Here is a 26811-nt window from a genome sequence, read left to right as displayed (position 1 = left end):
GCGGGGCGAAGGCCTAGCGGCTGGCAGGCCCGGCCGGTTTGCCAAACAGCACGGCGAGTTTTTGTCGCCACGGCAGGCCACGGGCGTCGCGCAGCATGTCACGCCACTCGTGGAAGGTGAGGGTGAGGGGGTTGAAGCTGTGGATCGGTTTGGTGATGCCAAAGCGGCACGGTTCGGCCGGATCTTCCTCGACAAAGGTGCCAAACAGTCGATCCCAGATGATCAGCACCCCGGCGAAGTTGCGGTCTATGTACTTGGCGTTGCTGGCGTGGTGCACCCTGTGGTGGGAGGGGGTGTTGAAGATCCACTCAAGCCGGCCAAGCTTGCCCACCACCTGGGTGTGGACGAAGAACTGAAAGCCCAGGCTCAGTAGCACGGTGGCGACCACCGCCTCGGGCGGGAAGCCGATGACAATCATCGGGATCCAGAACAGCCACATGCCGGAGACCGGATACATCAGGCTCTGGCGAAAGGCGGTGGAGAGATTGAGCCGCTCCGAGCTGTGATGCACCACGTGGGAGGCCCACAACCAGCGCACATGGTGGCTGGTGAAGTGGAACAGCCAGTAGCAGAGATCCTGCAGCAGGAACAGTAGTAGCACGCTCCAGAAGGTGAGCTCGATATCGAATAGCCGCCAGCCCCAGAGGGTGTCATACAGATAAACGATGGCGATGGCCGCCAGTGCATCGCCCCCCTGATGCATCAGGGCCAGCGCGGCGTTGGCGAACAGATCCCGCCACTGGTAGGTGGCAGTGGGGAAGGCGGCGCCATGTTTGCGCAGGTAGAGCATCTCCCAGCCGATGAAAGCCAGAAAAATCGGGGAGAGGTAGAGCAGAAGCAGTTGCACATCCATAAGCGGCCATCCATTCAGAGCAATTGCTCTCCAGCATAAAGGATGGTTTTAATATTTCATTAACATTTTATCGGCGCGGGTGCTGGTACATGTCGGGGCGCTGGCTGGCGGGGTCGCCGTGACTGAAAGTTGCAACGGGTGCTCAGGAAATGACATGGGCTGGCTATGCTTGATGCAGGCTGTGTTGCAGGAGTATCGGGCTTATGCGCTTATGGATTTGTTTATTGCTGGTATTTTGTACCGGCATTCACGCCAAGACCCGAGTCGAGATCCTGGCGGATTCTGCCTATCCCCCCTACTCCTGGCAGGAAGGGGATGATGTGAAAGGCATTTATGCCGACATCATCCGCGAGGTGACCGCCTCCATGAGTGACTATGAGGTGGTGCTCAAGCCCATGCCGTGGCGGCGGGGCCTGAGCATGGTGGAGCAGGGCTCAGCCTTTGCCATCTTTCCGCCCTACTACCTGCCCGATGCCCGCCCCTATATCTGGCCCTACTCCCAGCCGATGTTGGATGAAGAGCTGGTGGTGATGTGCGGTGCCAGTGTGGCTGCCAATACCCCGCAGGCCAGGTTTCCGCTCGACTATCACGGTTTGCGCTTTGGTATGAACGCCGGTTTTGCCGTCGGCGGCGATGCCTTTTGGCAGGCGGTAAAAGAGAAGCAGATCGACGTGGAGGAGGTGAAAAGCAATCGGGAGAACCTGCTCAAGATTGTCCGCGGCCGGGTCGATTGCACCATCAATGATCGCCTCTCCCTGCTCTATGAGTTGCTCAACATGATAAAGGCCGAGCAGCTGGCGGTGGCCGATATGTCCCTGCTCAAACAGGGGCCGGTGCTCAGCAAGGAGCAGGGGTTTCTCGGATACAGCCGCAAGGGGGAGTACCCCTACAAACAGGCCTTTATCGACCAGTTTGACAAGGAGCTCTATCAGCTCAAAAAACGTGACGGGGTGAAAGTGATCGTGGAGCGCTATCTGGGAAAGTCCCCGCGCTGAGCCGATGAGATGGGCACTCGGGTTCAGCTGGGTTAAGCCTGCTCAGCGTGACACACAAGCAGAGGGACCTTGCGGTCCCTCTTCGTTTATCCAGCAGAGCATGTTGGCTACAGCACCTGACTCAGGAACTGGCGCAGACGCTGCGAGGGGGGATTGTCGAAGAAATCGGCCGGTTTTTCATCCACCAGCAGTTCGCCACTCTCCATAAAGAGCACCCGATCCGCCACCTCGCGGGCAAAGCCCATCTCGTGGGTCACCACCACCATGGTCATCCCCTCGCGAGCCAGCCCCTTCATCACATCCAGCACTTCCCCCACCATTTCGGGGTCGAGCGCACTGGTCGGCTCGTCAAACAGCATGATGCGTGGCTGCATGGCGAGCGCCCGGGCAATGGCCACCCGCTGTTGCTGACCGCCGGAGAGCTGGGAGGGATAGCTGGCGGCTTTCACCGACAATCCCACTTTCAGCAGCAGCGACTTGGCCCTGTCTTCGGCCTCGCGGCGCGACAGGCCGCGTACCTTCTGCGGAGCGAGGCAGATATTATCCAGCACCGTCAGGTGGGGGAAGAGGTTGAAGGACTGGAACACCATGCCCACCTCTTCCCGCAGCTTGTTGACATCGCCCGGCTCGGTCAGGCAGATACCGTCGACCACAATATTGCCGTCGTTGATGGTCTCCAGCTGGTTGAGGGTGCGCAGGAAGGTGGATTTGCCCGAGCCACTGGGGCCGACGATCACCACCACTTCCCCTTCGGCCACCTCGGTGCTGACATTTTTCAGGGCATGCACTTCGCTGCCGTAGAACTTCTCTACGCCGGTCGCTTTGATGATGGGATCAGTTGCTTTTCGCATATTTCACCTCGAGACGGCGTACCAGAAAAGAGAGGGTGCCGGTGAGCACCAGATAGAGCAGGGCCACGGTGAACCATACCTCGAACGGGCTGAAGGTGGAGCTCACCACCTCGCGCCCCGCCTTGGTCAGATCGGTGATGGAGATGACCGAGACTAGCGAGGAGTCCTTGATCAGGTTGATGAACTGGCCTGCCAGCGGTGGCAGCACCCGCTTGAACGCCTGCGGCAGGATGACATAGCGCATGGTCTGGGCGGAGGTCATACCCAGGCTGCGGCCCGCCTCCATCTGCCCCTTGTGGATGGAGCTGATACCGGCGCGGACGATCTCCGCCACATAGGCACCGGTAAAGACCGCCAGTGCCGCGACCCCGGCGGTGAAGCGATCGAGGTTCAGCACGGTGCCGATAAAGAAGTAGACGATAAAAATCTGCACCAGCAGCGGCGTGCCGCGGATGAGCTCAACGTAGGTGACCGCCAGATTGCGCAGGGCGGGATTGGGGGAGAGGCGCGCCAGCCCGGCCAGGGTGCCGAGCATGATGGCGAAGAGGCCCGCTACCAGCGAGAGCTTGACGGTGACCCAGACGCCCCAGGCGATGGGGCCTGCGGTCCAGCTCAGTTGGGTGTCGAGGGTATCGCCACGAAAAACGGTATCCCCTTCGGCGACTTGTACGCCAGTGCTGGCGATGGCTTGCCGCACATTGGGGTCGAGATCGTCTTGCAGGAACAGCTTGCCCTTCTCGGCCTCGCTGGTGCCCGCTATCACGGTGCCGTCAAATTCGGCGACATTCTTCTGCTCAGCCTGATAGGCGATGTATTGAGGAATGCGTTCCCAGCGCCAGGTGTAATCCACTGACTGGACAGCCTTATAGATGCCGAATACGGCAACCAGCAGCATCAGCAGGAAAACCCCATGCCAGAGCAGCTGATTGGGCTGTTTTTCCATCTGTCTTGTCGGTTTGGGTGTGTGCACAGTCACAACCTCTTCTCGTTATTGTGTGGGGTGTTGCGAGAGGGGGCGGCAAGGCGCCCCCTTTTGAGGTTATTTGAGCTGATTCAGCCAGGCGTTGGATTCGAACCACTTCTTGTAGAGACGGTCGTAGCTGCCATCGCCCTTGATCTGGCGCAGGTAGTTGTTGAACCAGTTGAGGGTGTCCTGATCCCCTTTGCGGATGGCCCAGGCCAGCGGCTCGAAGGTGAACGGCTTGTCGAGGTGCACCACGGCGCCCTGATTTTGGGAGGCAAAAATAGCGTTGTAGGGCAGGTCATAGACGAACGCATCGACCTTGCCGTTGATCACTTCCAGCTTGGCGTCATCCTGGGTTTCAAACTGCAGCAGGGTAGCTTTGGGGATGAGGCGCTTGACTGCCTGTTCGCCGGTGGTGCCGAGCTTGACCGCGATCTTGTATTTCGGGTCGTTGAGGTCGGTGAAGGATTTGATTTCGCCCGCCTTCTCTTTGCGCAGGACTATGGTCTGGCCGACCACGATGTAAGGGTCGGCGAAGTTGACCCGCAGATTGCGCTGGGGAGTGACGGTCATGCCGCCCATGATGACGTCGAACTTGTTGGTCAGCAGCGCCGGAATGATGCCATCCCAGGCGGTGTTGACGAACTCGACCTTCACGCCCATCTCTTTGGCGACCATCTTGGCGAGATCCACATCAAAGCCGATGTATTGGCCCTGCTTGTTGGTCATCTCGAAGGGTTGATAGCCAGCATCGAAGCCGACTCGCAGCACGCCGCGTTCGAGCACGGCATCCAGGGTGGAGGTGGGGGCTGGGGTCGGGGCCGCCGTGGCGATCCCGCAAAACAGCAGGGTAGAAAGAATCAGTTTTTTGATCATAAGTGACGTCTCTGTCGGTGGTGTGTTCGGCCTTGAACCTGATCCCGTGCGACTCCGTGGCACAAGAGACTGCTGCATCCGGCAACAGGCAAGACAGGATGAATGTCTTGTGCGGGACAAAAGCCCCATATGAGATGCTATGAATAGTGGTTGAGTGAAAAATGTACCAAAAACAGATTGTGTCAGAAGACTCAACAGGTTAGAGACATTTATTGCTCATGGCTTCATTCATAAAATCACACGAAAACAACATATCTATCTAATGGGGTGGGTTCAAGCCCAAATTATGCTTAAGACATTTTGTTACACAGCGAGGGGCTCGCATGTGGCCTTAGTCTGGTTGTTCTCATTAGCGGGTATGAATCGAGCATCTGGTGACGGCATGGCGATAGTGATATGGCAGCGCGAAAACAGGTGAACTGGATGTTTTTATTGTGAAAACGGTCAGGGGCCTCTGGGTCTTGGCAAACGCTTCTCATATACTCAGTTACCCTCTCTGCATGGCTTTGGTATGGACGCCTCACTACTGCTCAAGCTGGATATTTTTACTTTGATGATCATGGCCTTATGTGGCTATTGTCTCGGTTTCCTCACTCTCACCATCATTCGTGTTACCCACAACGATATTCCCGGCGTCGGGGTCTGGTGGTGGTCCAGCCTGTTTGCCATGCTGGGTCAGGCGGGATTCGCCAGTCTGCTGCTGACCCCCACCCCCTATGGCTCCTGGGTTGGCAATGTCTTCCTGATTTTTCATGTGTTGTTGCTGCTGGTCGCCCAGCGCTGCTTCTTCCGTCAACCGCCCGGCTGGCGTGCCTGCTGGGGATTTATCCTGCTATTTGCCATCATCATGACCTGGTCGGTCGCCATCGATGGCCGGATTGCGGTGCGGGTGATGATCAGCAGCGCCACCTTCCTCGGGCTCAGTACGCAGATCATCTGGCAGCTCTGGCGTCACGGCCGACCCGATTATCAGGTGGCGGTCTGGGTGCTGATTGGCCTGCATCTGGTGCTGATTGCCATGACCCTGATGCGGATGTTTGCCGTTTGGGGCGAGGTGATCGAAAGCCCGTTCCAGCGCCAGTTGTTCAACGTGTTGCCCTATGTCTCCATGTTGGTGGGCAGTTCCATGCTCACCTTCGGGGTGCTGCTGCTCTGCAACCAGCACCGGGCGCTGGAGTTGCGCTATCAGGCCAGTCATGACCTGTTGACCGGGTTGTTCAATCGCCGTGGTTTTATGGAACGTCTGGCCCGGGGACGGCCCGCACCGCAGGGGGCGCTGGTGGTGCTCGATCTGGATGACTTCAAGCAGATCAACGATCGGTATGGTCATGAGGTGGGCGATCGGGTGCTGGAGCGGGTCGGGCTGGTGCTGCGCGAGCGGGAGGGCGTGTTGGCCGGTCGCTTTGGTGGCGAGGAGTTTGTGCTGCTGTTTCGCCATGCCACCGCAGAGGAGGCGAGCGCCCATTGCCAGTCACTGCTGGTTCAGCTTGCGGCCAGCGAGGTGGAGGGGATCCATATCACCGTAAGCATGGGGGTCGCTCACTGGCAGGGGGAGTGGCACTTTGACCGCCTGTTTCGCCGCGCGGACGATGCCCTCTATCGGGCCAAGCGGGAAGGGAAGAACCGAGTCTGTCAGGCTGCCTGATGCAGGGATAGATTCAAGGATAAAAGCAGGGCGCGGTGATCCGCGCCCTGGCTGTTTCCGCTTGCCGGATCTGGCTTGTCAGCTGCCACCCGCTACTCTGAATTCGCTTGAGCTGTTCTCGGTGCTTGCGCCTTGAGGAAGGGGAGCAGCAGCAGGGCCGAGACGCCCGCCGCGACCGAGATCACCACGAAGAAGCCGTTCCAGTGCCAGATCTCCATCACCTTGGCCAGCGGATAACCCGACAGCGCCGCTCCCATATAGGCAAACAGGCCGACAAAGCCGGTGGCCGCCCCCGCCGAGTTTTTGTGGGAACACTCCGCCGCCGCCATGCCGATCAGCATCTGGGGGCCGAACACAAAGAAGCCGATGGTGAAGAAACAGGCCGCCTGCATCACATAGCTGAAGAAAGGCATAAGCCACAGCGACCCCACCGCCAGCAGGATCCCCACCGCAAAGATAAGGTTCATCGGGCCGCGGTTGCCATTGAACAGCTTGTCCGATCCCCAACCCGCCACCAGGGCGCCGATAAAGCCCCCCACCTCGAACATGGAGATGGCCGAGTTGGCGCTCATCAGATTGAAGCCGCGCTGCTCGGTCATATAGAGATTGCCCCAGTCATTGATGGCGGTGCGCACCACATAGACCAGCACGTAACAGCAGGCGAGCAGCCAGATATAGGGGTTGCCCAACACATATTTACTCAGGATCTGGCGGTGGGAGAGCCCCGCATCCTGGGTCTGCTGGGCCAGCTCCATGGCATCATTTCGCCACTCGCCCACTGTCGGCAATCCCATGGCGCTCGGGGTATCCCGCAGCCGCCAGCAGAGGAACAAGCCCGCGACGATGGCGATAAGGCCGGGCACTATCATGCCGTAGCGCCAGCCATGCTGCAGGGCGATGGTGCTGACGATGAGGGGGATCAGCGCCCCCCCCACGTTGTGGGCGGTGTTCCAGGCTGACCACCAGACCCCGCGCTCGGTGCGCGAATACCAGCTGGTGAGCAGCTTGGAGCAGGGGGGCCAGCCCCAGCCCTGGAAGAAGGCGTTGGCGACCCAGAGGGCGGCAAACATCCAGAGTGCCGACGAGAGGCCGAACAGGATATTGATGACGCCGGTGGCCATCAAGCCGATCCCCATGAAGTAGCGCGGATTGGCGCGGTCACTGATGATGCCGGAGAAAAACTTGGAGCAGCCGTAGGTGAGATAGAACAGGGTCCACAGCATGCCGATGTCGGACTTGTCCAGCATGCCGCTCGCCAGCATGTCCGGCATGGCGAAGTTGAAGCTCTTGCGGGTGAAGTAGAACACCGCATAGCCCAGATACATGGTCAGCAGCAGGTGCAGTCGCCAGTGGCGATAGGTGGCGTCGATCTCGGCCTGATCCCGGATAAGGGGTTGGGGCGGCGCGCTTCTCATAAAACTCAGCACAGGCTTGCCCTCTGGTGATGATGGTGATCAGCCATGACTCTCCTCCCGTTTGCGACTGGGCAGGTTGACCGTCAGTTGGGTGCCGTGGATGCAGGAGAGTTGCAAACTGCCGCCGAGGGCCTGTACCCGCTCGCGAATGCCGAGCAGGCCATAGCCCTGTTGCGGGCGACTCTCCGGCAGGCCGCGGCCATCATCTTCCAGCACCAGTTGCAGCTGCTCGCCGCTGGCCCGGGCGCGAATGGTGACCGAGTGGGCATTGGCATGTTTGACCACGTTGTTGAGCCCCTCCTGACAGACCCGAAACAGGGTGACCCGCTGGGCATCGGAGAGATCGCCATCCGCCAGCTGCCACTCCAGTCGGGTGACGATACCGTGACGTTCCAGCTCCAGCTCCCGCAGCAGGGCGCGTACTGCCTGCTCCAGGGTCATGTCGTCGAGCTGGCGTGGGCGCAGCCGCCCGAGCAGGCCGCGCACCGCATCGTAGATCCCGAGCGACAGGGTGTCGATGAGGGCACTGCTCTGACCTACACCTGCGTTATCGGGGGCGAGGCGGCGCACTATGCCAGCCTGGGTACGAATGGCGGTGATGGTCTGGCCGATATCGTCGTGCAGCTCGCGTGCTACCTCCTTGCGGATGCTCTCCTCGGTCTCCAGTAGCCGCTCGGTGAGCTGGCGATTGTGGGCAAGCTGGCGGGTTAGCGCCTGATTGAGCTCGCGCTGGCGCTGGATCCCGGCGCCGAGCAGCAGGCCGGTGAGGCTCTGGGCCAGCAGGGAGAGCAGCAGGTCGAGGGGGTGATCATGCCAGGCCTGACTGGCCAACAGGGCGATGGTGTTCATCAGGGTGGCGAGCAGCGCCCCCTGCCAGCCATAGCGCCATGCCATAGCGATGATGGGAATGGCCAGACAAAACGGGGTAAAGCGTACCAGCGAGTTGGGCAAGCCCAGTTGCAAGCCAAGGCTCAGGATAAAGAGCAGCAGATACCAGACCAGATGGCGAAAGCGCCAGTCCACTGGCTGATCCACCAGCGCAGGGCCCAGCGGCACCCAGGTGGCGCGGGTGAGGTAGTGCCAGATCAACATGCAGGTCGTGGTGAGGGTCAGGCCGCCGGTGAGGGTGAGCAGCAGGGCCGAGAGGCCATCTTCCCCCACCAGATACCAGAGCAGGGCTTGCAGCAGTGCCGCCGCCGTGACGGTGGCCAGCAGCAACAACAGTTGCTGCCAGTCGTTGGATACCTGTTGGCGGCGGGCAATCCACAGGGGCAGCAGGGTGATCACACTGCCCACGATCAGCCACTGCCAGTGGGGCAGCCCCACCTCCAGATTGAGCCAGTAGAGCAGCAGCCCTTCGCACAATAGCAGTGGCGGCCAGTAGTGGCCGGGGCTTTGCAGCAGCAGCCCCAAGCGCAGGCCGAAGGGGAACAGCAGCACCGCCAGCACCGGGCCCCCCGCCAGATGCAGGCTGATGCTCCAGAGGCAAAACCAGCCGGCGGCAAAGATGAAGCTGGCCGCCAGGGCGATGGCGACATAGCTGGCCAGACGGGAGATCACCAGCTATCCAGCATGCGGTGGGCCAGCTCGACGTTGTTGCTGACCTTGAGCTTGTCCATCAGGTTGGCGCGATGGACATGTACCGTCTTGGGGGAGAGGCCGAGCTGCTCGGCGATGGTCTTCACCTCCAGCCCCTGCGCCAGTAACTGGGCAATCTCTCGCTCCCGATTGGTGAGGGGATCCCGGCTGCTGCTGGCTAGCTTTTGGGCGATGTCCGGCGTCAGGTAGCAGCCACCCAGAGCCGCGGTACGCACGGCGGCGAGCAGCTCGTCCGGGCTGCAGCGTTTGGAGAGAAACCCCTTGGCGCCGGTTTGCAGCGCCTGCTCGATCAGCGCCGGGCTGTCGTGCACCGAGAGCATCACCACAGCCAGACCGGAGGGGAGCTGCTTGAGCAGCTCCAGCCCCGATTGGTCTGGCATCGAAATGTCGCAGACACAGACCCGCGCCCCGCTGCCGGGCAGACCGGCAAGGGCGTCACTGGCGGAGCCGAATTCGGCGACCACCTGCAGATCGGGCTCCAGATTGAGCAGTTGGGCAAAACCGGATCGGACGATCTGGTGATCGTCGATAAGGGCAATTTTTATCATGATGTCAGCCTGAAATTCGGTGCGTCATGACCATGACGCGGCCAACAAGATACCTGCCCCCCGAGTCAGGCTCAAGCAGCAGCAGAAAAAGGGGCTAAAAACCGGGGGGCAAGGTGCGCAAAGCTTGATCGGGATCAGCTGGCAAGGGCGAGCAAGCGGGCTGGTCAACAAGGGGATGACCAGCCCGGGGGACTCAGCGGTGCAGCTCGCCGGCGCGCTCCGGCTGATAGACCACCTCCAGGATCTCCACCTCGATGGTGCGACCGGCCGGCCCTGGCCAGGCGATGCCGTCGCCCACTTTCAGACCGAGCAGGGCGCTGCCTACCGGGGCCAGTATCGAAATGTTGCTCTCGTCGCCTTTGGCATCGCGCGGGTAGACCAGGGTGAGGCAGAACTCGTTGCCGCTGCTTGGCATCTTGAAGCGCACCTTGCTGTTCATGGTGACCACGTCTGGCGGCATGTCGGCCGGTTCGCGGATCTCGGCGCGGTTTAGCTCCTCTTGTAGGGCCAGGTGCTGGGGGTGGTTGCCGAGCAGTTGTTCGATACGGTCCAGATCAAGGTTGGAGATAACCAGATGAGGTTGTTTCATAAGATATTCCTTATCAATAACGCAGAGGGCCAGGCTGACTTGGGCAGACTGACCATCACACTGGGTGTTACAAAAATGGATTCAACAGGATCAATCGATTGAAAATGCCATGCCCCCAAGCGACTCGCGGCCGAAGGAGCGAGGCGGGGGCTCAGCAGGGTGTGAGCAAATGCGAAGAAATAGCGAGTATTTTCATGGGGCTACCATAACCATTCTGGTCAGCCTTGGCAACCGCGATTGAGTGACTACTCAGGAAGCTGATAGTTGTACTGGCGGATGATCCGCGCCAGCGAGCCATCACGGCGCATCCCCTCGATGGCGGCTTGCCAGCGCTGCGCCTCCTTGAAGGGGAACGCCTTGTTTGCGGCGAGAAACAGCTGGGTGTTCATCAGCACTTCCCCGCGAACCAGCTGTTGTGACGATAGCTTGTCCTGTTGTTGGGCATACAGGATGACATTCCACGCGGCGACCCAGGCATCAATGCGACCACGATGGAGTTTATGAGCGTTCAGTTGCTCATCTGCCACTGTTTCACCCTGGATCCCGACGCGCTGCTTGAGCAGATGTTGACCAAATGAGTAGCGCAGCACGCCCACATCAAGGGTGCGTAAATCGCTGCTCTTCAGCTGCGTTGGGTGAAACCGGCGATCGCTGACGATAAGAAACTGCTCATCCAGGATTGGGGTAACCCACTGGTAGAGGTGTTCTCGTTGACTGCTGCGAACGGGCGGTATCATCAACACATCCTGGCGATGAATGGTTTGGGTCAGGGCTCGTGGCAATGGCATCAGCTCGATAGTGAGCGGTTCCCCCAGTCGGCGGGCGGCTTCTTCCATGATCTCGATGGCTATGCCGCTTGGCTTACCATGGACGGACTGAATGACGTAAGGGGGCAGGTCGGCAGCTACCAGCACAATAGCCTGGACTCCGGTGTTCACCAGCATTAGCAGTAGGGTAAGCAAGGGCAGGCAGAGAGCGCGCATCAAGGTCATTAGCCAGAGTTGAATGTTCAGAGTGTAACATTCCTGTCAGCGATGTCTGTCCGCCTGCAGAGGGGTTGGGATCTCAGTCGAAGAAATCCCGCAGATCGCGCACTTCGTAATCAGCGAGTTGCTGCCAGGGGCGCTGCGCGGGCAGCTTGCGCAGGGTCACCTCCATCCGGTAGCTGCGATAGCCATCGAGGCTGGCCGATTCTACCACCAGCGGGATCTGCCACTGACTCGACCAGAGGATGCGGGTTCGTTGCTGCCCTTCGCGCTTTTCATACCAACTTGCCTGCTCGGGGGCAGCTTCATCCAGCGGTGTCATCCCCTCCAGCAGTGCCGGGTTGACGAGATGGCGGATCCGCGGCCAGTCGGGTTTGAAGGCCACCTGGCCATACTCTTCCACCGGCACCTCCACCAGCTGGTTGTGCCAGCTGTCGGCATAGCGCAACTGAAGTTCACCCCCATCACTGCGACTGACCCAGCGGGCGGCCATCTGGTGGGTAAAGTGCTTGTGGCCGGGCGTGGTGTCGTGAGTGGCGTGATAGGCACGGGCAAGGGGGAGGGGAATGAGCCGCTGGCTCCACACCTGATTGCCTACTCGCAGCCACTTCTCTTGCCAGACGCTCTCTCTGGCGATGCCATCGCTGCCGGTGACCCGGTCGTGATAGCTGATCCGGGCCGCGAGATCCGGGGGGGCATCGTCGGCATGGAGGGGGAAGGCGAGGGTGCTGCCAAGCAGCCATAACGAAAGTAAAAGTCGCATCATCATCTGTCGCTCGAAAGAGCCGGGGCACGGGCCGCTGAGTCGATTGCTCAGATGCACCCGGGCCCCCGCTGCTTACAGGCCGAGCGCCTCCCGCAGTTTGCCAAACACCTTGGTGTTATCCAGCGTGCCTTTGAAGCGGTTGCTGCCGGCGCCATCGGCGAACAGCATCACATCGCCGCCGCCGTGGGTTTCCGATACCAGCTTGACGCCGCTCTCCTGCCGGTAGTCATTGGCCATCACCTGATCGCTGGTGAGGACGGGGCGCACGGCCGTACGGTTGGGACCGTTACCGAACACCAGGGTGGTGAAGGGCTTGCCATCCACATCGTTCTGGGTCGAGCCGTCGCCATTTTTCACCAGATCCAGCACAGGGTTGCCCTTGGCGGAGTAGCCGTTGATGGTCATGGTGTGGTCATGGTCGGCGGTGACCACGATCAGGGTATTGCGGAGGTCCACTTTACCGAGCGCCGTCTTGACCGCTTCATCCAGCGCCACCGCATCGGTGAGAGATCGTTTGGCATTGGTGGCGTGCAGGGCGTGATCGATCCGGCCACCCTCGACCATCAGGAAGTAGCCCTGACTGTTCTGGCTCAGCAGATCGATCGCCTTGGCGGTCATCTCGGAGAGCGACGGCTGGGTATTGGCTGCCCCCTTGGCGACCCGATCCAGCTCGTAGTCGAGGTGGGATTTGCTGCTGAACAGACCGAGCACCTTGCCACTGGTGACCTGGGCCAGCTCGCTCTGGGTGGTGACATAGCTGTATCCCTGCGCCCTCATCTCGGCGGTCAGGTCGCGGTTGTCATTGCGACCCCCCTCGTTGCTGGCGCTGTCGTACGGGGTCCAGTGGTTGGCACCGCCCCCCATCAGTACATCGACCCCATCCCCCAGCGCCTGGTTGAAACCAGCGCCTCCCGGAACGGCCTGTGCGGCGATGTCATAAGCGGCATCCCGATGGCAGATGTGGGAGTAGGTGGCCGCCGGGGTGGCGTGGGTCAGCTCGGTGGTGGTGACGGCCCCAACCGATTTGCCTGCCGCCTTGGCCAGCTCCAGGATGGTGGGCACCGGCTTGCCGTTATCGCTGCTGCATTTGTTGTCAGTTTTGTTGCCGTTGCTGTCTTTGCCGGGGGCGACGGCTTTGGTGTCGCTGCTCATGGCGATCACCTCGTTGTTCATCTTGACCCCGGTGGTGTAGGCCGCCATTGAGGGGGCCGAGTCGGTGGTCTGAGCATCGTTGGAGAAGGTCTTGATGCGGGCAGTGCGCGGCAGTTTCATCATCTCCAGATTGCCCTCTTCCCCCACCTTGAACAGGCGGGTAGCGGTGAGCACGGTGGGCCCCATGCCATCACCGATAAAGAGAATGACGTTTTTGGCATCGGCGGCCTGTGCCTGGGAGGTTGCGCCCAGCGCACTGAACAGGGCGGCGCAGACCAGCGTGTGCTTGATGGATGTGTTCATCTGTTTGCTCATGAAAGTGCTCCTTACAGCTTGGCCGCAGCCTTGATCTTGCCGAACACGGCGGTGTTATCGAGTGAGCCGTGGAAGCTCTCCGCTCCCTGGCCGATGGCGCCGAGGAAGACATCGGTGCCGCCGTGGGTCTCGTTGCCGATCTCGCCCACCTTGACCACCACTTCCTGGTGGTAGTCATTGGCGGAGACGGTGGCATCGTCGAGCGGGGCGACGCTGCTGCGCGGGCCATCCACCCGGTTGTAGCCGTTGCCAAAACCGATGATGGTGTAGGGCATGCCGTCGCTATCCTTGCTTGGCTCGCCAGTCTCGTAGTTCTTCACCAGCCCGAGTACCCCTGGGTTGTCGGCGGTGGTCTTGCCGGTACGCTTGGCATAACCGTTGAGCACTAGCGTGTGGTCATGGTCGGCGGTGACCACGATCAGGGTGTTTTTCAGTTCTGGGTCGCTCTTTTTCACCTCGTCGATGGCAGTCTTGATGGCGTTGTCGAAGGCGAGAGTGTCCTGCAGCGCCCGCTTAGCGTTGGTGTCGTGCAGGGCGTGATCGATGCGGCCCCCTTCCACCATCAGGAAGTAACCCTTCTCCTTGCCCTTGAGCTGTTTGATGGCGGCTAGGGTCATCTGGGCCAGTGATGGCTCGCTGGCGGGGCGGTCCAGGTCATATTTCATGTGGCTGGAACCAAACAGACCCAGAAGCGGCTTGCCCGCATCGGCCTTGTTCAGCTCATCCAGATTGCTGGCAAACTGATAGCCTTTGGCCTGCATTTCGCTGATGAGGTTGCGGCCATCCTCCCGCTTGCCCTTGTCGGCTTTGGGCAGGAAGAAGCTGCTGCCGCCACCGAGCACCACATCCAGCCCCTCCTTGAGGGCGCTGTTGTAGCCTTTGCCGCCCGGCACCAGCTGGGCGGCGATATCCGCCTCCAGATCCCGGTTGCAGATATGGGCATAGGTAGCCGCCGGGGTGGCGTGGGTCACCCGGGTCGTGGTCACCACACCGGTAGCGCGGCCATCGGCTTTGGCCAGCTCCAGCAGGGTGGTTACCGGCTTGCCGGCACTCTTGCTGCAGTTGCTCTCCTGAGTGGCGTCGCTGTCCATGCTGATGACGCCGTTGTTGCTCTTGACCCCGGTCATGTAGGCGGACATGGAGGGGGCCGAGTCAGTGACCTGTGCATCGTGGGAGAAGGTCTTGATAAAGGCCATCTCTGGCAGGGTATCGATGGTCAGATCGCCCTCTTCGCCGACACCGTAGATGCGGGCCGCCGTCAGGGTGTTGAGGCCCATGCCGTCACCGAGGAAGAAGATGACGTTGGTGGGCTGGGCGGCGGGCTTGGTCGCTACCGTGTCATTGTCTGATTTGCAGCCGGCGGCCAGGGCGGCGCCGATCATCACTGCAACTCCTGCCATTTTTCTCATTGGGGTTCGCTCCTTGTAAAACCTGAGCGCAGCCTAGAGGGGGGAGATGACACTTTTACTGACTATCGGTGACGGTTGTGTGAAAAGACGATGAAAATGTTACATTATATCAATATGTTATCTATCAATTGAGCGGGTTGGTCTGCTCGTTTCCGGCAAGGTTGCTCCACCTTGGCGGTTTGCTGATTTGATCAGGTGATGGCTAGAATGACCTGTCAAAATGGGTCCGCAGCAGGTAAAATGCGCCCCCTTCGTTCGATGCCCGCGGCAGAGCGCCTGTTGTTCCATGCGCGCGCCCGCAGCCCCCACAGAGAGTAACGGATATGTCCATCAACTGGTTCCCCGGTCACATGCACAAGGCCCGCAAAGAGATTGCCGAGGTCATGCCCCAGGTCGATGTGATCATCGAGATGCTCGATGCCCGCATCCCCTTCTCCAGCGAAAACCCGCTGGTGCCCGAGCTGCGTGGTGATACCCCGGTGATCAAGGTGCTGAACAAGGCGGACTTGGCCGATCCGGCGATCACCGATCTGTGGGTGGCGCACATGGAAAAAGAGAAGGGGATCAAGGCGCTGCCGCTGACGCAACAAGAGCCGGAGAAGATCAAGCAACTGCTGACTCTCTGTCACGAGATGCTGCCGGAGCGCAATTTTGAGCTGCGCGGTGTGCGGGCGATGATCATGGGGATCCCCAACGTGGGCAAGTCCACCCTGATCAATACCCTGGCGGGGCGCATCATCGCCCGCACCGGCAACGAGGCGGGGGTGACCAAGTCCCAGCAGCGGATCAAGCTGGATAACAACGTCATCCTGACCGATACCCCAGGTTTCCTCTGGCCCAAGCTCAACCCACCCTCTTGTGGTTATCGTCTGGCCATCACAGCGGCCATCAAGGACACGGTGTTCGACTATGCCGATATCGCCATGTTCGCCGCTGACTACTTTATCAAGGCTTATCCGGAGCGGATCAAGGCGCGCTACCAGATTGACGAGTTGCCCGAGACCGAGATCGAGCTGCTGGAGATGATTGCCCGCCAACGCGCCTTCGTGCGCAAAGGGGGGCTGGCCGACCTGCACAAGGCGTCCGAGATCCTGATCAACGAGTTCCGCTCCGGCCTGCTTGGCCGCATCTCGCTGGAGACGCCGGAGATGGTGAGCGTCGAGATTGTCGAAGCCGCCGCAGAAGCCGAGCAAAAAGCCAAAGAGAAAGCGGAGCGGGAAGAGGAGCGTCAGGCCCGCGCCCGTCGCAAGTACGCCCGCAAGCGTCAGAAATAGTTATCCTCAGGCATCCCAAGCTTGCCTAGTAACGAGCGAGCTTGTGTGGCCGAGATGACGAAACAAGAAGAGGCGACCCCAGGGGTCGCCTCTGTCGTTTGGCGCGGGATAGATCTGGATATAAAGGCTGCGTGAGGCTGCGCTAGGGCGGGAAAACGTCGTCAGCCATGCAGCGATCTTGTGCGGGCGAAATGGCGATAAGAGTGAGCCACGCTGGTGAGAAACAGCATTCACCAGATGTGAAAAAGGGGAGCATGGCTCCCCTTGTTGATCCCTGTGTCCCGTAATGGGCAGATCTGATTATTGTTGCTGGATAACCCAGATCTGGAAGGCTTTGCGGGTTTCCGCATCAGCCTTGTTGTACCAGTTTTGCAATTGGGTCAGGGCTTCCGGATTGCTCTGAGCCTTGCTCGGGGCAACTGCGACCGGGGCGCTGGCTGCAGCCATCACGGCGGCAGAGGAGACGGCAACCGCTTTGGGCTGGTTGAAGGCCTTGCCCATGTTGATCAGCTCTTGCTGATAGTCACGGGTCAGTTGGAAGCCTTCCACTTTCGGCATCACGAACTGTTCGCTGCTCACTTGCTGGCCAGTGGCCTTGTCTTTCAGCGCTACTTTCTGCTCTTTGACAAACTGCTTGGCTTCGATTTCGTTGCGAGGCTGTTTGTAGTCCAGCACCAGCTGCTGATTGTCGGCTGCGGTGAAGTTGAGCACCAGTGGCTCGGCAGTCACCAGCTTGATCTCGCTGCGATTGGAGTAGTTGCCTTCAAAGGCGATCACCAACTGATGCTTGCCGGCACTAAGCGGGAAGCTGCTGGTTTTGTCGAGTAGCTTTGGGTTGATGGATTGGCCATCGAGCAGCTGCACAACATAAGGGGTGGTCACTTCCACTTGGGCATTGGCCAGGGCACTACCTGCCCACAACAGACCAGCCAGTGCCGGTACCAGAACAGTCAGTTTCATTTCATCTCCTTGAACAGTCAGGCGCATTGCCCACTGAAAACAGGGGCTCATTTTTACAGGTTTGGCCTACTGCGGCAATGGCTCTTTCAGGTGTGCGCAGTTCATGCTGTTATCCGCATCCATATCAATAAAGGCAGTGTCGACCCTACTCGATCCGCCGTGTGAACGGGGGGAGGGCGTCGAGCAGCCCCTTGCCATAACGTTTGGTCAGCAGGCGGCGGTCGAGGATGGTGACTCTCCCCCGATCGGCCTCTTTGCGAATGAGGCGGCCGCAGGCTTGAATGAGTTTGCGCGATGCCTCCGGCACCGTCAGCTGCAGGAAGGGGTTGCCACCCCGCTGCTCGACCCACTCGGCGGTGGCCTCCTCGACCGGCGAGTTGGGCACCGCGAAGGGGAGCTTGGTGATCACCAGATTGGTGAGATAGTGACCTGGCAGATCCAGTCCCTCCGAGAAGCTGCCGGTACCAAACAGAATGCTGGCCTGGCCGCCATCGCATTTTTGCTTGTGCAAGGTGAGCAGGGCGTTGCGAGAGGCTTCCCCCTGCACCAGCAGAGAGAGCCCCTTGGCGCGCAGTCCCGCCACCACTTCATTCATCTGTCGATAGGAGGAGAAGAGCACCAGGCTTGCCTCCTTGCCAGCCAGAATACGAGGCAGCACGCTGATGAGCTCGCTGGTAAAGGCCGGCGAGTTGGGTTCGTGCTCCATCTTGGGCAGGTAGAGTTCGGCCTTCTGGTATTCAAAGGGGGAACGCAGGCGCAGGTAACGGGTGCCGTCGTGCTCCTTGAGCCCTACCTGATGGCGAAAATAGCTAAATGAAGAGAGGGCGGTGAGGGTCGCGGAGACCAGCACGGCACCCAGACACTTGGACCACAGCCACTCTTCCAGCAGATAACCCACCTCAATCGGTGAGGCATGCAGCCAGATATCGCCATCGTCACTCTTGGCCATCCAGCGGGCGAGCGGGGTTTTGCCGGTCGGGACATGGCGCCCCAGCATCTCCCACAGGGCGCAGAAACTCTCCAGCCGCTGCAGATGAAAACCGCTCTCGGCCAGCAGGGGTTCAGCCTCCTTGCGGCGGAGCTCGCCATCTTTCAGCGCCTCACCGATGGCCCCCTGCATCCGGTCCAGCGCCCGCAGCGCCTTCTTGCTCGACTCCTTGAGATTCTCCGCCAGCATGGGCAGGGGATCCGGCAGCACCCCTTCGGCGAAGCGGTAGTGGGGTTCAGTGCCAAACAGCCGATCGTTGGCGCTGAGCCACTGTTCGACCGCCTTCAGATCGGGCTGGATGGAGGCCAGTGCATCCTGCAGTTTGAGCTGGGGGTCGAGCAGGCTTTCCTTATTAAGAGTCCGCGCCAGTTTTCCTGCACTTTGTACCAGCTTCTCCAGCCAGCGGCGCGAGCCTTTGACGCTGGCCGACGCCGCGCCGTGATCCCGGGCAATGGTGGGCAGGTGATGGGCCTCATCCAGTACATAGATGCACTCATCAGGGGGCGGCAGGATGATGCCACCGCCCATGGTGAGATCGGAGAGCAGCAGCGCATGGTTGACCACCAGCACATCGGCACTGTCCATGTCGTTGCGGGCCCGATGAAAGGGGCAGTGTTGATGGTGGCTGAGGGCCTTGTTACAGGTGTGGCGGTCGGCGGCGATATGCTGCCAGCAGGCGTCTGATATGGGTTCTGGCCAGTTATCTCTATCCCCGTCCCACTTACCATCGGTATAGGCCTGCCACAGGCGGGCAAAACGATCCTTGTCGCTGTCTGACGGCTTGTGCTTGCTCAAGGTACCAAAGTCGATTTCGAAGTTGGCCATCTCGACGCCACTGGCCGCTTGCTCCAGCAGGTGCTCGCAGCAATAGCGCTGGCGTCCCTTGACCAGCATAAAGCGAAACGGCAGCTCGCTGTGGCGGTGGTAAAAAGGGAGGTCCTTGTGGATCAGCTGCTCTTGCAGGGCCACGGTGGCAGTGGAGATCACCAGCTTTTTCTGGGTCAGTCGGGCCACCGGAATAGCCCCCTGAGCGTAGGAGAGGGATTTGCCGATCCCGGTACCCGCTTCGGCAACCAGGATCCGGCGCTGTTTGTCGTACTCGCCGGTCAGGGTTTTGGCTATCTCGGCCACCAGAAAGTTCTGCTCTTTGCGCGGCACAAAACCGGGTAATCCATCCGAAATCTGGCGATAGGTTTGACGAATGGTAGCTTTGAGGCGAGTCGAGAGCATGCAGGAATGGCCATTGAGGGAGTTAACAGAATGGTAAGGATACCTGTAACCCCTCCTTGAGGTCGAGGTTACTGCGATTATCACGGCAAGGTTACGCGCAGCAGACCAGGTTGGTGATTTATCAGGTGGTCAGCCCCTTTAGCATGTAAAATAGGCTGTTTGAGTCCGTTTTTTCAGCGAAATGGTTTGTAAACGTTTTCCCTTTGCTGGATGACGAGGTGAGATCTGGCTCACACTTTCGCTTTGCTGACTATGATTTCCATAAAAAGTTCCAAGTTTTTTCATTGCGGTTCAAAAAATCCGGTGCTAGTCTCGGCGGCATAGTGATGCAAAGAACATCGCTAACACAGGGAATAACAACAACTTAGTGTTTAATTACAGTAGGCATTGGAAACTATGAAAAAGACAATTCTGGCTATTGCTATCCCGGCTCTGTTTGCATCTGCAGCTAACGCCGCAGTGATCTATGACAAAGACGGTACCACTTTCGACGTATACGGCCGTGTACAGGCTAACTACTACGGTGAAAGCGATAATCCCAATGGATTGACCGAAGCTCATAAGGGCGATGCTGAACTGGTTGGTTCTTCTCGTCTGGGTTGGTCAGGTAAAGTTGCCCTGAACAACACTTGGGCTGCCATTGCCAAGACTGAATGGCAGGTTGCAGCCGAGAACAGTGATGGAAGTAGCAAGTTTCAAGCTCGTAAAATTTGGGCTGGTTTCGATGGTGGTCAAAATGGCAAAGTGATCTTTGGTCAAGATGACACAGCATTTTATGATGCTATTGCTGCAACCGATATCTTTAACGAGTGGGGATCTAACGGTAACTACTACGATAGCCGCCAAGAAGGTCAGGTCATCTACTCCAACACCTTCGGTGGTTTTAGTGGCAAGCTCTCTTATCAGACCAATGATGACACTGCAGTTAAAATTAAAGATGTTGGTGGTGACATCAAAACAACAGTATTCGACAAGGTTAAGCGTAAATATGCTTATGCCGCATCTGCCGGCTACAAGTTTGACTTCGGTCTGGGCATGAATGCTGGTTATGCATACTCCGATCTGGAAACTAACGATAAGGCCCCTGTTTATAACAGTGGTGAGAAGTCAGAGTGGGCTCTGTCCGCTAACTACGCGATTAACGGTTTCTACTTCGCCGGTATGTACACTCAAGGTACTCTTAAGAACGATACCACTGGTTACAAGGATGAAGGTCGTGGTTACGAATTGGCAGCCTCTTACAACGTAGACGCCTGGACTTTCCTGACCGGTTACAACTTCAAAGAAGGTAAGGTTGGTGCTCAAGCTGCCGGTGCCAGCTACAAGGATCAGGTTGACGAAACCCTGCTGGGTGTAGCATATGCTTTCACTCCGAAGCTGACTGCTTATACCGAGTACAAGATCCAGAGCATTGACAAGATGGATGACGAGTTCACTGTCGCTCTGCAGTACAACTTCTAATAAGTTGAACAAGAGTAATATCCTGGCTTGAGTCTTTGACCAAGCTACGAATGGCCGAGATGAACTCTCGGCCATTTTTCTTTTTTGGCGGTATCGCTGCTTCGTATTGGCGCCATGGTGAATCGCCGGATTGCTGTTTTATGGTGATATTTGGCAAACCGTTTGTGCCGGCTAATCTATCCTGCTTCCTGCTTCCTGCTTCCTGCTTCCTGCTTCCTGCTTCCTGCTTCCTGCTTCCTGCTTCCTGCTTCCTGCTTCCTGCTTCCTGCTTCCTGCTTCCTGCTTCCTGCTTATCTCTTTGATTGATTAGGTTATTGTTCTCTTTTGTGCTGTGACGTGAACTGCACCGTGTAGCTTGGTTTGACCTGTGAGTATCTGGCATCCCTTGCAAGGGGATGCGGTCTATCTGCGCTGATATGGATGGGAGCACCATGCTGGATGGTTGTGTATGGAAAGCTGGGGGCGGGCATTGAGGTCAGTCAGAGTTGGGCACTCGACGTGCAGCCGAGCGCGGCGGAAGCCAATGTTTAAATCAGTAACAAACAAAAAGGGAAGATGCTCAGGCACCTTCCCTTTTACCGTTTGTTTGGGCTCCGATGCCCCTCATGGCATCAGCCGTGTTGGCGGCGGTCGTTGGCCTGGGCCAGCAGCATGCGGCTTTCACGCAGAAACTGGTCGGCGTGTTCGCCAAAGAAACCGGAAACTTGCGAGAAGGCGTCGATAAATCCGGCTCTGTCTCCCCGCTCCAGCAGCCCCAGTGCTTCACCAAAGTTTTGGTAGTAACGGCGGATCATCGCCAGATTATGCGGTGACGACAAAATGATGTCGGCATAGAGGTGAGGATCCTGGGCAAACAGCCGCCCTACCATGGCGAGCTCCAGCCGGTAGATGGGGGAGCTCAAGGCAAGCAGGCGGTCGATGTTGGCCTGCTCCCGCGACAGGTGCCAGCCATAGGCAAAGGTGGCAAAGTGGCGCAGCGCCTGAATGAGGGTCATCGCCTCATCGTGGGCCTTGGCTTCCACCTGTTGCAACCTAGCGCCCCAGATGGTCATCTGATCCAGTAGCCACTGACTGGCAGCGGGGTCACGGCCCTGACAGCTGACAATCACCTGTTTGGCGAGGCTCGCCACATCCGGCCCGAACATGGGGTGCAGCCCCAGAACCGGCCCTTGGTGCACTGCCAGCATGTGCTCGAGCGGCGCCGCCTTCACGCTGGTGACATCCACCAGCAGGCAGTGGGCTGGCAAGTTGCCGAGCCGGTCGATGATCTGGCAGGTGATATCGATAGGTACTGCCACCATCACCAGACCGGCACCGGCGAGGATCTCGTCAGCGCGTGGCCAGTCGGCTTGCTCCAGCGTCTCGACCCGGTAGCCAGAGAGGCCAAACATCTGGCCGAACAGCCGACCAAGCTGACCCTGACCACCGATGATGACAATCTTGCCAAGGTTCGGCTTCATGCATTTGAAATGGTGTTCTTTTTCGCTGGCCGATTCGAGAATATAGGATTCGCGCATCACCCGGCGCAGCACATCCTCGATCAGATCGCCGGGTACGCCCAGCAGTTCGGCCTCGGCGCGGCGGCGGGCCAGCATGCTTGCCTCCCGATCCGGTGCATAGATGGGCAGACCGTGGCGGCTCTTCACCTCACCCACTTCTCCCACCAGCGCCAGACGGGCGGCCAGCAGATCAATCAGCTGCTTGTCCACCACATCAATTTTGTCCCTGAGGGCATTCAACTCTTCAGCCATATCCAGTCCCTGCTGGTACCGCGGGTAGTGGCACCTGGTGATTCAAGATGCAACTAGTGTATCACTGCGTGTTACAGCCAGTGATACCCAGATTGTTCAATAGGTTACGACAAGATAGCACGACTTATCGTGCAGTTCTGCTGTTGAGCGGGGTGGCCAGCTCCCGATGGCATCGATCCAGCAGCGCGGCTGTGGTGTCCCAGTCGATGCAGGCATCGGTGATGGAGACCCCGTAGCGCATCTGCTCTTTGGGCTGCTCGCTGGATTGGCTACCCTCGAACAGGTTGGATTCGAGCATCACCCCGATAATGGAGCGATTGCCCTCCTGGATCTGGTGGATGACGTTGTCGGCCACCTTGGGCTGTAAACGGTGATCCTTGCTGGAGTTGCCGTGGCTGCAATCCACCACCAGACCGGGTAGCAGGCCCGCTTTTTCCAGCGCCTCTTCCGCCAGCGACACATTGACCGAGTCGTAGTTGGGGTGCTTGCCGCCGCGCAAGATCACGTGGCCATCCGGGTTGCCCTGGGTCTGCAGCAAGGCGACCTGTCCCTGCTGGTTGATCCCCATAAAGGCGTGAGGAGAAGAGGCGGATTGCAGCGCGTTGATGGCGGTACCCAGGTTGCCGTCGGTGCCATTCTTGAAACCGACCGGCATGGAGAGACCGGAGGCCATTTCCCGGTGGGTCTGGGATTCGGTGGTACGGGCGCCGATGGCAGACCAGGAGAAGAGCTCCGCCAGGTATTGCGGGCTGATAGGATCGAGCGCTTCGGTCGCCAGCGGTAATTCGAGCTCCGCTAGCCAGCAGAGCAGTTCGCGGGCACGGTGCAGCCCCAGCTCTACATCGAAGGTGCCATCCAGATTCGGGTCGTTGATAAAGCCTTTCCAGCCGACTGTGGTGCGTGGCTTCTCAAAGTAGACCCGCATGACAATGTAGAGCGAGTCCTGATAGGCGTCATGCAGCGCTTTGAGTCTGGTTGCGTACTCCTTGGCTGCGTCCATGTCGTGGATCGAGCAAGGGCCACAGATCACCAGCAAGCGGTGATCGCGGCGGTGAATGATGTCGGCGATCGTCGCTCGTGCCCCTTGCACGAAGGCCAGCGCCTGATCGGAGATGGGTAATTTCTCCTTGAGCTGGGCAGGGGTGATCATCACTTGTTCAGACTGGATATGGATGTTGTTCAGGGGATCTCGTTGCATTGCTGGGTACCTCGCCAGCGGCGCGGCTGGTCAGTGTGTGTAATTAAATATTTACGGTGGTGCGAATTCGTTGCACGAGGCCACAAGATACCAACTCACCCTCGATATTCAAGTGTAAATGTTGATAAGTAATCATTTTTAGCCATTTTCATATGGTTATCCCATCGTTCAGGGAGTGGGGAGTGCGATGTTTACCTTTCTATGACTATGGGTCGTATTGTTTTGTTTACGGATTGGCGCTTGTATCAGCCGCATCTTCGTTGAGCTGCTACGGGGGATGTCGGTATGGGGGGGACCGCTATGGGCAAAAAAATGCGGGAGCCAGCATCTGGCTCCCGCAGTGTGATGAGAAGGGTTGGCTGGCGTTATGCCGAGACCGGCTGCTTGGCATCGGTAATGCTGTCGCTGGCCTGCTCCTGTTTAGCCAGTGCATCCAGCATGGGCTTAGTGACCAGCACGATCCCCTGCTCGGAGCGGTGGAAGCGACGGGCGTCTTCATCGGCATTCTCACCGATCACCATGCCTTCCGGCAGTTTGCATCCCTTGTCGATCACCACCCTGCGCAGTCGGCAACCGGCACCAATTTCCACGCCCGGGAAGATCACTGCCTGATCCAGGGTGCAGAAGGACTCGACCCGCACATTGGTAAAGAGCACCGAACTCAGGATAAAGGAGCCGCAGACGATGGTGCCGCCAGAGAACATGGAGTTGATGGTCATGCCGTGCTGGCCGTTTTTGTCCTGCACGAACTTGGCGGAAGGGGTCATGTTCTGGCTGGTCCAGATGGGCCAATCCTGATCGTAGATATCCAGCTCCGGGGTGACGGAAGCGAGATCCATGTTGGCCTCCCAGAAGGAGTCAACGGTGCCCACATCGCGCCAGTAGGGTTTGCGATCCGGGCTGCAGCCAACGCAAGACATCCCGAACGGATGAGCGTAGGCGGTGCCTTCACTAACCACCCGCGGGATCACATCCATGCCGAAATCGTGGTGAGATTGCGCGTTGGCAAGGTCCTCTTCCAGCAGTTGGTAGAGATACTCGGCATCGAAGATATAGACGCCCATGGAAGCCAGCGCGGTGTCAGCTTTACCCGGCATCGCCGGTGGGTTGACCGGTTTTTCGACGAAGGCGTTGATCTTGCGATCATCATCTACCGCCATTACCCCGAAGGCGCTTGCTTCACTGCGTGGCACCTCGATGCAGGCGACGGTCACTTTGGCACCCATGTTGACGTGATCCAGCAACATGGCGGCGTAATCCATCTTGTAGATGTGATCGCCAGCCAGCACCACCACATATTTGGGGGCGTGATCGCGGATGATATCCAGATTCTGGTAGACCGCATCGGCGGTACCACGGTACCAGCTCACTTCGTCAACCCGCTGCTGGGCAGGCAACAGGTCAATAAACTCGTTCATCTGATAGCGTAAAAAAGACCAGCCAGATTGCAGGTGGCGCAGCAGGCTGTGGGATTTGTACTGGGTCACGACGCCAACGCGACGAATGCCGGAGTTGATGCAATTGGAGAGTACGAAATCGATGATGCGGAATTTACCTCCGAAATGAACAGCAGGCTTCGCGCGGTTATCGGTCAATTGCTTGAGGCGACTGCCCCGCCCTCCGGCGAGAACCAAAGCCATGGTCTCGTTCAGCAACTGTCTTGATTTTGCTGTATTGGCAGGTTGTAACAACATCTCATATCCCTTTGTAGATAAATCACTACAATGTTGCCTCTTTTGAGCCCTCAAGAAAGTGCTTTCAGTCACAAAATTGCGGCTCTCTCCGTAATAAAATGACCTTTTTGTTATTAAAAATGACGGGTTGAACCGTTATTGCTTTCAATATGGTCAGTTGTCAATTGAGGCGAGCCGAGCGGTAAAGGGGCGGCGAGAGATTGGTGGGCGAGATGGAAAAAAGCCCCTGCCAATGGTTGGCAGGGGCCCGGTTAATTGAGGCCCGGTTCACCGGGCCTGATTAGCCAGGATCAGGCCGCGTTGGCCAGTGGCTCCTCACTCTTCTTCTGGTATGCCTGCGGGGTGAGACCCAGCAGCTCCTGCACGGTCGAGGCGACAGTGATGGAGGAAACTGTACCCACCAGAATGCCGGCAAACAGGGTGAAGGAGAAACCGTAGAGGGCGTCACCACCAAACAACAGCAGGGCACCCACGGTAAACAGAGTTGTGCCCGAGGTGATCATGGTGCGACTGAAGGTTGCCTTGATGGCCACATCGGAGCACTCGTGGATCCCCATCTGGGTGCGCGAGCTCAGCAGATCCCGCAGTCGGTCCGAGATGACGATGCTGTCGTTGAGGGAGTAGCCGATCACCGCCATCAAACCGGCGATGATGTTGAGGTCAAACTCGATCTGGCATAGGGAGAGCAGCCCCAGCGCCACGATGGCGTCATGCACTACCGAGAGCAGAATGCCGATGGCCTGACGCCACTCGAAGCGAAACGCCAGATAGGCAGACATTGAGATAGAGGCAACCAGCACTGCCAGCATCCCCTGCTGGAACAGCTCGGCACCCACCTGCGGGCCGACGATGGTGGTGCGCAGCAACTCAACTGGCATCCCCAACTGCTGGGTCAGCATGCTGGCGAGATCCGCTGCGGGCCAGGGCAGTTCGTGGGGGGGCAACTTGATCAGCCATTCGCCTGGTACACCTGCAGAGCTGAGTTCTACGGCACCCGCCAGCGGGGAGACCAGCATGGCATTGAGATCATGGGCCTCTTTCAGGGTCTGGATATTGAACTCCAGCAGGATCCCACCGGTAAAGTCGAGCCCCAGAGTCAGGCCATTCACCAGCAAGATGGCGATGCTGGCCACAGTCAGGGCGATAGAGGCCCACAGGCCGATATAACGCCAACGAGTCAATCCCATTGCAACGATCATTCTCAACATAATTCTCTCCTTGGCCACCCAGCATGAGGCTGTTGGCCTGTCACGACGTGTCGCAACACGTCGAGGAACATGGTTCTGCTCCGG

At 58.7% G+C, this 26811-nt stretch carries 22 protein-coding genes; 4 read left to right on the top strand and 18 right to left on the bottom strand.

Annotated elements, in window-relative coordinates:
* Positions 1-13: 13 nt before the first annotated feature.
* A complete protein-coding gene (locus BN4575_RS03640) occupies positions 14-853 on the bottom strand; it encodes a sterol desaturase family protein (RefSeq protein ID WP_068977184.1) in 840 nt (279 codons plus the stop codon).
* Positions 854-1056: 203 nt separating this feature from the next.
* Between BN4575_RS03640 and BN4575_RS03635 the strand changes: the two genes are divergently transcribed.
* The gene (locus tag BN4575_RS03635) at positions 1057-1848 is read left to right on the top strand and encodes a substrate-binding periplasmic protein (protein ID WP_068977183.1); all 792 of its coding nucleotides are present in this window, start codon (positions 1057-1059) and stop codon (positions 1846-1848) included.
* 107 nt (positions 1849-1955) lie between these two features.
* On the opposite strand, the gene BN4575_RS03630 is transcribed toward BN4575_RS03635, so the two are convergent.
* The 3 genes from BN4575_RS03630 to BN4575_RS03620 all read right to left on the bottom strand — a co-directional run bounded on the left by BN4575_RS03630 (position 1956) and on the right by BN4575_RS03620 (position 4539).
* Positions 1956-2699, bottom strand: coding sequence for an amino acid ABC transporter ATP-binding protein (locus BN4575_RS03630; protein WP_068977182.1), 744 nt, complete (start codon positions 2697-2699; stop codon positions 1956-1958).
* Positions 2683-3642: an amino acid ABC transporter permease gene (locus BN4575_RS03625; RefSeq protein WP_068977181.1), complete on the bottom strand. Its 960-nt coding sequence runs from the start codon at positions 3640-3642 to the stop codon at positions 2683-2685. The genes BN4575_RS03630 and BN4575_RS03625 overlap by 17 nt, the downstream gene beginning before the upstream one ends.
* 96 nt (positions 3643-3738) lie before the next feature.
* Positions 3739-4539, bottom strand: a complete 801-nt coding sequence (locus BN4575_RS03620) for a transporter substrate-binding domain-containing protein (RefSeq protein ID WP_005334079.1) — start codon at positions 4537-4539, stop codon at positions 3739-3741.
* A 511-nt stretch (positions 4540-5050) separates the two neighbouring features.
* Here BN4575_RS03620 and BN4575_RS03615 point away from each other — a divergent pair.
* Positions 5051-6184 (top strand): GGDEF domain-containing protein, encoded by a 1134-nt coding sequence (locus BN4575_RS03615; RefSeq protein ID WP_068977180.1) that lies wholly within the window; start codon positions 5051-5053, stop codon positions 6182-6184.
* 92 nt (positions 6185-6276) lie between these two features.
* Here BN4575_RS03615 and BN4575_RS03610 read toward each other — a convergent pair whose 3' ends face one another.
* From BN4575_RS03610 to BN4575_RS03575, 8 genes are all read right to left on the bottom strand, one after another.
* Positions 6277-7611, bottom strand: a complete 1335-nt coding sequence (locus BN4575_RS03610) for an MFS transporter (RefSeq protein ID WP_068977179.1) — start codon at positions 7609-7611, stop codon at positions 6277-6279.
* A gap of 27 nt (positions 7612-7638) precedes the next feature.
* Positions 7639-9159, bottom strand: coding sequence for a signal transduction histidine-protein kinase/phosphatase UhpB (gene uhpB / locus BN4575_RS03605; RefSeq protein ID WP_068977178.1), 1521 nt, complete (start codon positions 9157-9159; stop codon positions 7639-7641).
* Positions 9156-9746, bottom strand: coding sequence for a transcriptional regulator UhpA (uhpA, locus tag BN4575_RS03600; RefSeq protein ID WP_068977177.1), 591 nt, complete (start codon positions 9744-9746; stop codon positions 9156-9158). The genes uhpB and uhpA overlap by 4 nt, the downstream gene beginning before the upstream one ends.
* Before the next feature lie 193 nt (positions 9747-9939).
* The gene (gene rnk, locus BN4575_RS03595) at positions 9940-10335 is read right to left on the bottom strand and encodes a nucleoside diphosphate kinase regulator (protein ID WP_068977176.1); all 396 of its coding nucleotides are present in this window, start codon (positions 10333-10335) and stop codon (positions 9940-9942) included.
* Positions 10336-10580: 245 nt separating this feature from the next.
* On the bottom strand, positions 10581-11318 hold the full coding sequence (locus BN4575_RS03590; RefSeq protein ID WP_068977284.1) for a substrate-binding periplasmic protein: 738 nt from the start codon (positions 11316-11318) through the stop codon (positions 10581-10583).
* Between the two features lie 82 nt (positions 11319-11400).
* Positions 11401-12087: a hypothetical protein gene (locus BN4575_RS03585; protein WP_068977283.1), complete on the bottom strand. Its 687-nt coding sequence runs from the start codon at positions 12085-12087 to the stop codon at positions 11401-11403.
* A 72-nt stretch (positions 12088-12159) separates the two neighbouring features.
* On the bottom strand, positions 12160-13554 hold the full coding sequence (locus tag BN4575_RS03580) for an alkaline phosphatase (RefSeq protein WP_068977175.1): 1395 nt from the start codon (positions 13552-13554) through the stop codon (positions 12160-12162).
* 11 nt (positions 13555-13565) lie between these two features.
* The gene (locus tag BN4575_RS03575; RefSeq protein WP_068977174.1) at positions 13566-14963 is read right to left on the bottom strand and encodes an alkaline phosphatase; all 1398 of its coding nucleotides are present in this window, start codon (positions 14961-14963) and stop codon (positions 13566-13568) included.
* Positions 14964-15286: 323 nt separating this feature from the next.
* Here BN4575_RS03575 and ylqF point away from each other — a divergent pair, with 323 nt between their 5' ends.
* The gene (gene ylqF / locus BN4575_RS03570; protein WP_068977173.1) at positions 15287-16237 is read left to right on the top strand and encodes a ribosome biogenesis GTPase YlqF; all 951 of its coding nucleotides are present in this window, start codon (positions 15287-15289) and stop codon (positions 16235-16237) included.
* A 300-nt stretch (positions 16238-16537) separates the two neighbouring features.
* On the opposite strand, the gene BN4575_RS03565 is transcribed toward ylqF, so the two are convergent.
* Positions 16538-17197 (bottom strand): YccT family protein, encoded by a 660-nt coding sequence (locus tag BN4575_RS03565; protein WP_033138646.1) that lies wholly within the window; start codon positions 17195-17197, stop codon positions 16538-16540.
* 145 nt (positions 17198-17342) lie between these two features.
* A complete protein-coding gene (gene dinG, locus BN4575_RS03560; protein ID WP_068977172.1) occupies positions 17343-19415 on the bottom strand; it encodes an ATP-dependent DNA helicase DinG in 2073 nt (690 codons plus the stop codon).
* 396 nt (positions 19416-19811) lie between these two features.
* Here dinG and BN4575_RS03555 point away from each other — a divergent pair, with 396 nt between their 5' ends.
* Positions 19812-20876, top strand: coding sequence for a porin (locus BN4575_RS03555; RefSeq protein ID WP_068977171.1), 1065 nt, complete (start codon positions 19812-19814; stop codon positions 20874-20876).
* Positions 20877-21487: 611 nt separating this feature from the next.
* Here the strand turns inward: BN4575_RS03555 and tyrA are convergent.
* The 4 genes from tyrA to secF form a co-directional block, all read right to left on the bottom strand.
* Complete coding sequence (gene tyrA, locus BN4575_RS03550) at positions 21488-22627, bottom strand: bifunctional chorismate mutase/prephenate dehydrogenase (protein WP_068977170.1); 1140 nt, start codon at positions 22625-22627, stop codon at positions 21488-21490.
* 124 nt (positions 22628-22751) lie between these two features.
* Positions 22752-23825, bottom strand: coding sequence for a 3-deoxy-7-phosphoheptulonate synthase (locus tag BN4575_RS03545; RefSeq protein WP_068977169.1), 1074 nt, complete (start codon positions 23823-23825; stop codon positions 22752-22754).
* Positions 23826-24190: 365 nt separating this feature from the next.
* Positions 24191-25519, bottom strand: a complete 1329-nt coding sequence (gene glgC / locus BN4575_RS03540; RefSeq protein WP_042022156.1) for a glucose-1-phosphate adenylyltransferase — start codon at positions 25517-25519, stop codon at positions 24191-24193.
* A 290-nt stretch (positions 25520-25809) separates the two neighbouring features.
* Positions 25810-26727, bottom strand: coding sequence for a protein translocase subunit SecF (gene secF, locus BN4575_RS03535; RefSeq protein ID WP_083220985.1), 918 nt, complete (start codon positions 26725-26727; stop codon positions 25810-25812).
* Positions 26728-26811: the final 84 nt, after the last annotated feature.

The organism is Aeromonas sp. EERV15 (assembly GCF_900079845.1).
GTDB classification, from domain to species: domain Bacteria; phylum Pseudomonadota; class Gammaproteobacteria; order Enterobacterales; family Aeromonadaceae; genus Aeromonas; species Aeromonas sobria.
Note: the sequence above shows the minus strand (reverse complement) of the source record. Positions and strands in the feature narration are given on the sequence as shown.

Coding starts and splice junctions, on each gene's coding strand:
- rnk (WP_068977176.1), bottom strand. CDS start 10,335: ATGAAACAACCTCATCTGGTTATCTCCAACCTTGATCTGGACCGTATC.
- dinG (WP_068977172.1), bottom strand. CDS start 19,415: ATGCTCTCGACTCGCCTCAAAGCTACCATTCGTCAAACCTATCGCCAG.
- BN4575_RS03625 (WP_068977181.1), bottom strand. CDS start 3,642: ATGGAAAAACAGCCCAATCAGCTGCTCTGGCATGGGGTTTTCCTGCTG.
- BN4575_RS03590 (WP_068977284.1), bottom strand. CDS start 11,318: ATGCGCGCTCTCTGCCTGCCCTTGCTTACCCTACTGCTAATGCTGGTG.
- secF (WP_083220985.1), bottom strand. CDS start 26,727: ATGTTGAGAATGATCGTTGCAATGGGATTGACTCGTTGGCGTTATATC.
- uhpA (WP_068977177.1), bottom strand. CDS start 9,746: ATGATAAAAATTGCCCTTATCGACGATCACCAGATCGTCCGATCCGGT.
- BN4575_RS03555 (WP_068977171.1), top strand. CDS start 19,812: ATGAAAAAGACAATTCTGGCTATTGCTATCCCGGCTCTGTTTGCATCT.
- BN4575_RS03580 (WP_068977175.1), bottom strand. CDS start 13,554: ATGAGCAAACAGATGAACACATCCATCAAGCACACGCTGGTCTGCGCC.
- BN4575_RS03640 (WP_068977184.1), bottom strand. CDS start 853: ATGGATGTGCAACTGCTTCTGCTCTACCTCTCCCCGATTTTTCTGGCT.
- glgC (WP_042022156.1), bottom strand. CDS start 25,519: ATGTTGTTACAACCTGCCAATACAGCAAAATCAAGACAGTTGCTGAAC.
- BN4575_RS03630 (WP_068977182.1), bottom strand. CDS start 2,699: ATGCGAAAAGCAACTGATCCCATCATCAAAGCGACCGGCGTAGAGAAG.
- BN4575_RS03565 (WP_033138646.1), bottom strand. CDS start 17,197: ATGAAACTGACTGTTCTGGTACCGGCACTGGCTGGTCTGTTGTGGGCA.
- BN4575_RS03635 (WP_068977183.1), top strand. CDS start 1,057: ATGCGCTTATGGATTTGTTTATTGCTGGTATTTTGTACCGGCATTCAC.
- tyrA (WP_068977170.1), bottom strand. CDS start 22,627: ATGGCTGAAGAGTTGAATGCCCTCAGGGACAAAATTGATGTGGTGGAC.
- BN4575_RS03585 (WP_068977283.1), bottom strand. CDS start 12,087: ATGATGCGACTTTTACTTTCGTTATGGCTGCTTGGCAGCACCCTCGCC.
- ylqF (WP_068977173.1), top strand. CDS start 15,287: ATGTCCATCAACTGGTTCCCCGGTCACATGCACAAGGCCCGCAAAGAG.
- BN4575_RS03545 (WP_068977169.1), bottom strand. CDS start 23,825: ATGCAACGAGATCCCCTGAACAACATCCATATCCAGTCTGAACAAGTG.
- BN4575_RS03620 (WP_005334079.1), bottom strand. CDS start 4,539: ATGATCAAAAAACTGATTCTTTCTACCCTGCTGTTTTGCGGGATCGCC.
- BN4575_RS03575 (WP_068977174.1), bottom strand. CDS start 14,963: ATGAGAAAAATGGCAGGAGTTGCAGTGATGATCGGCGCCGCCCTGGCC.
- BN4575_RS03615 (WP_068977180.1), top strand. CDS start 5,051: ATGGACGCCTCACTACTGCTCAAGCTGGATATTTTTACTTTGATGATC.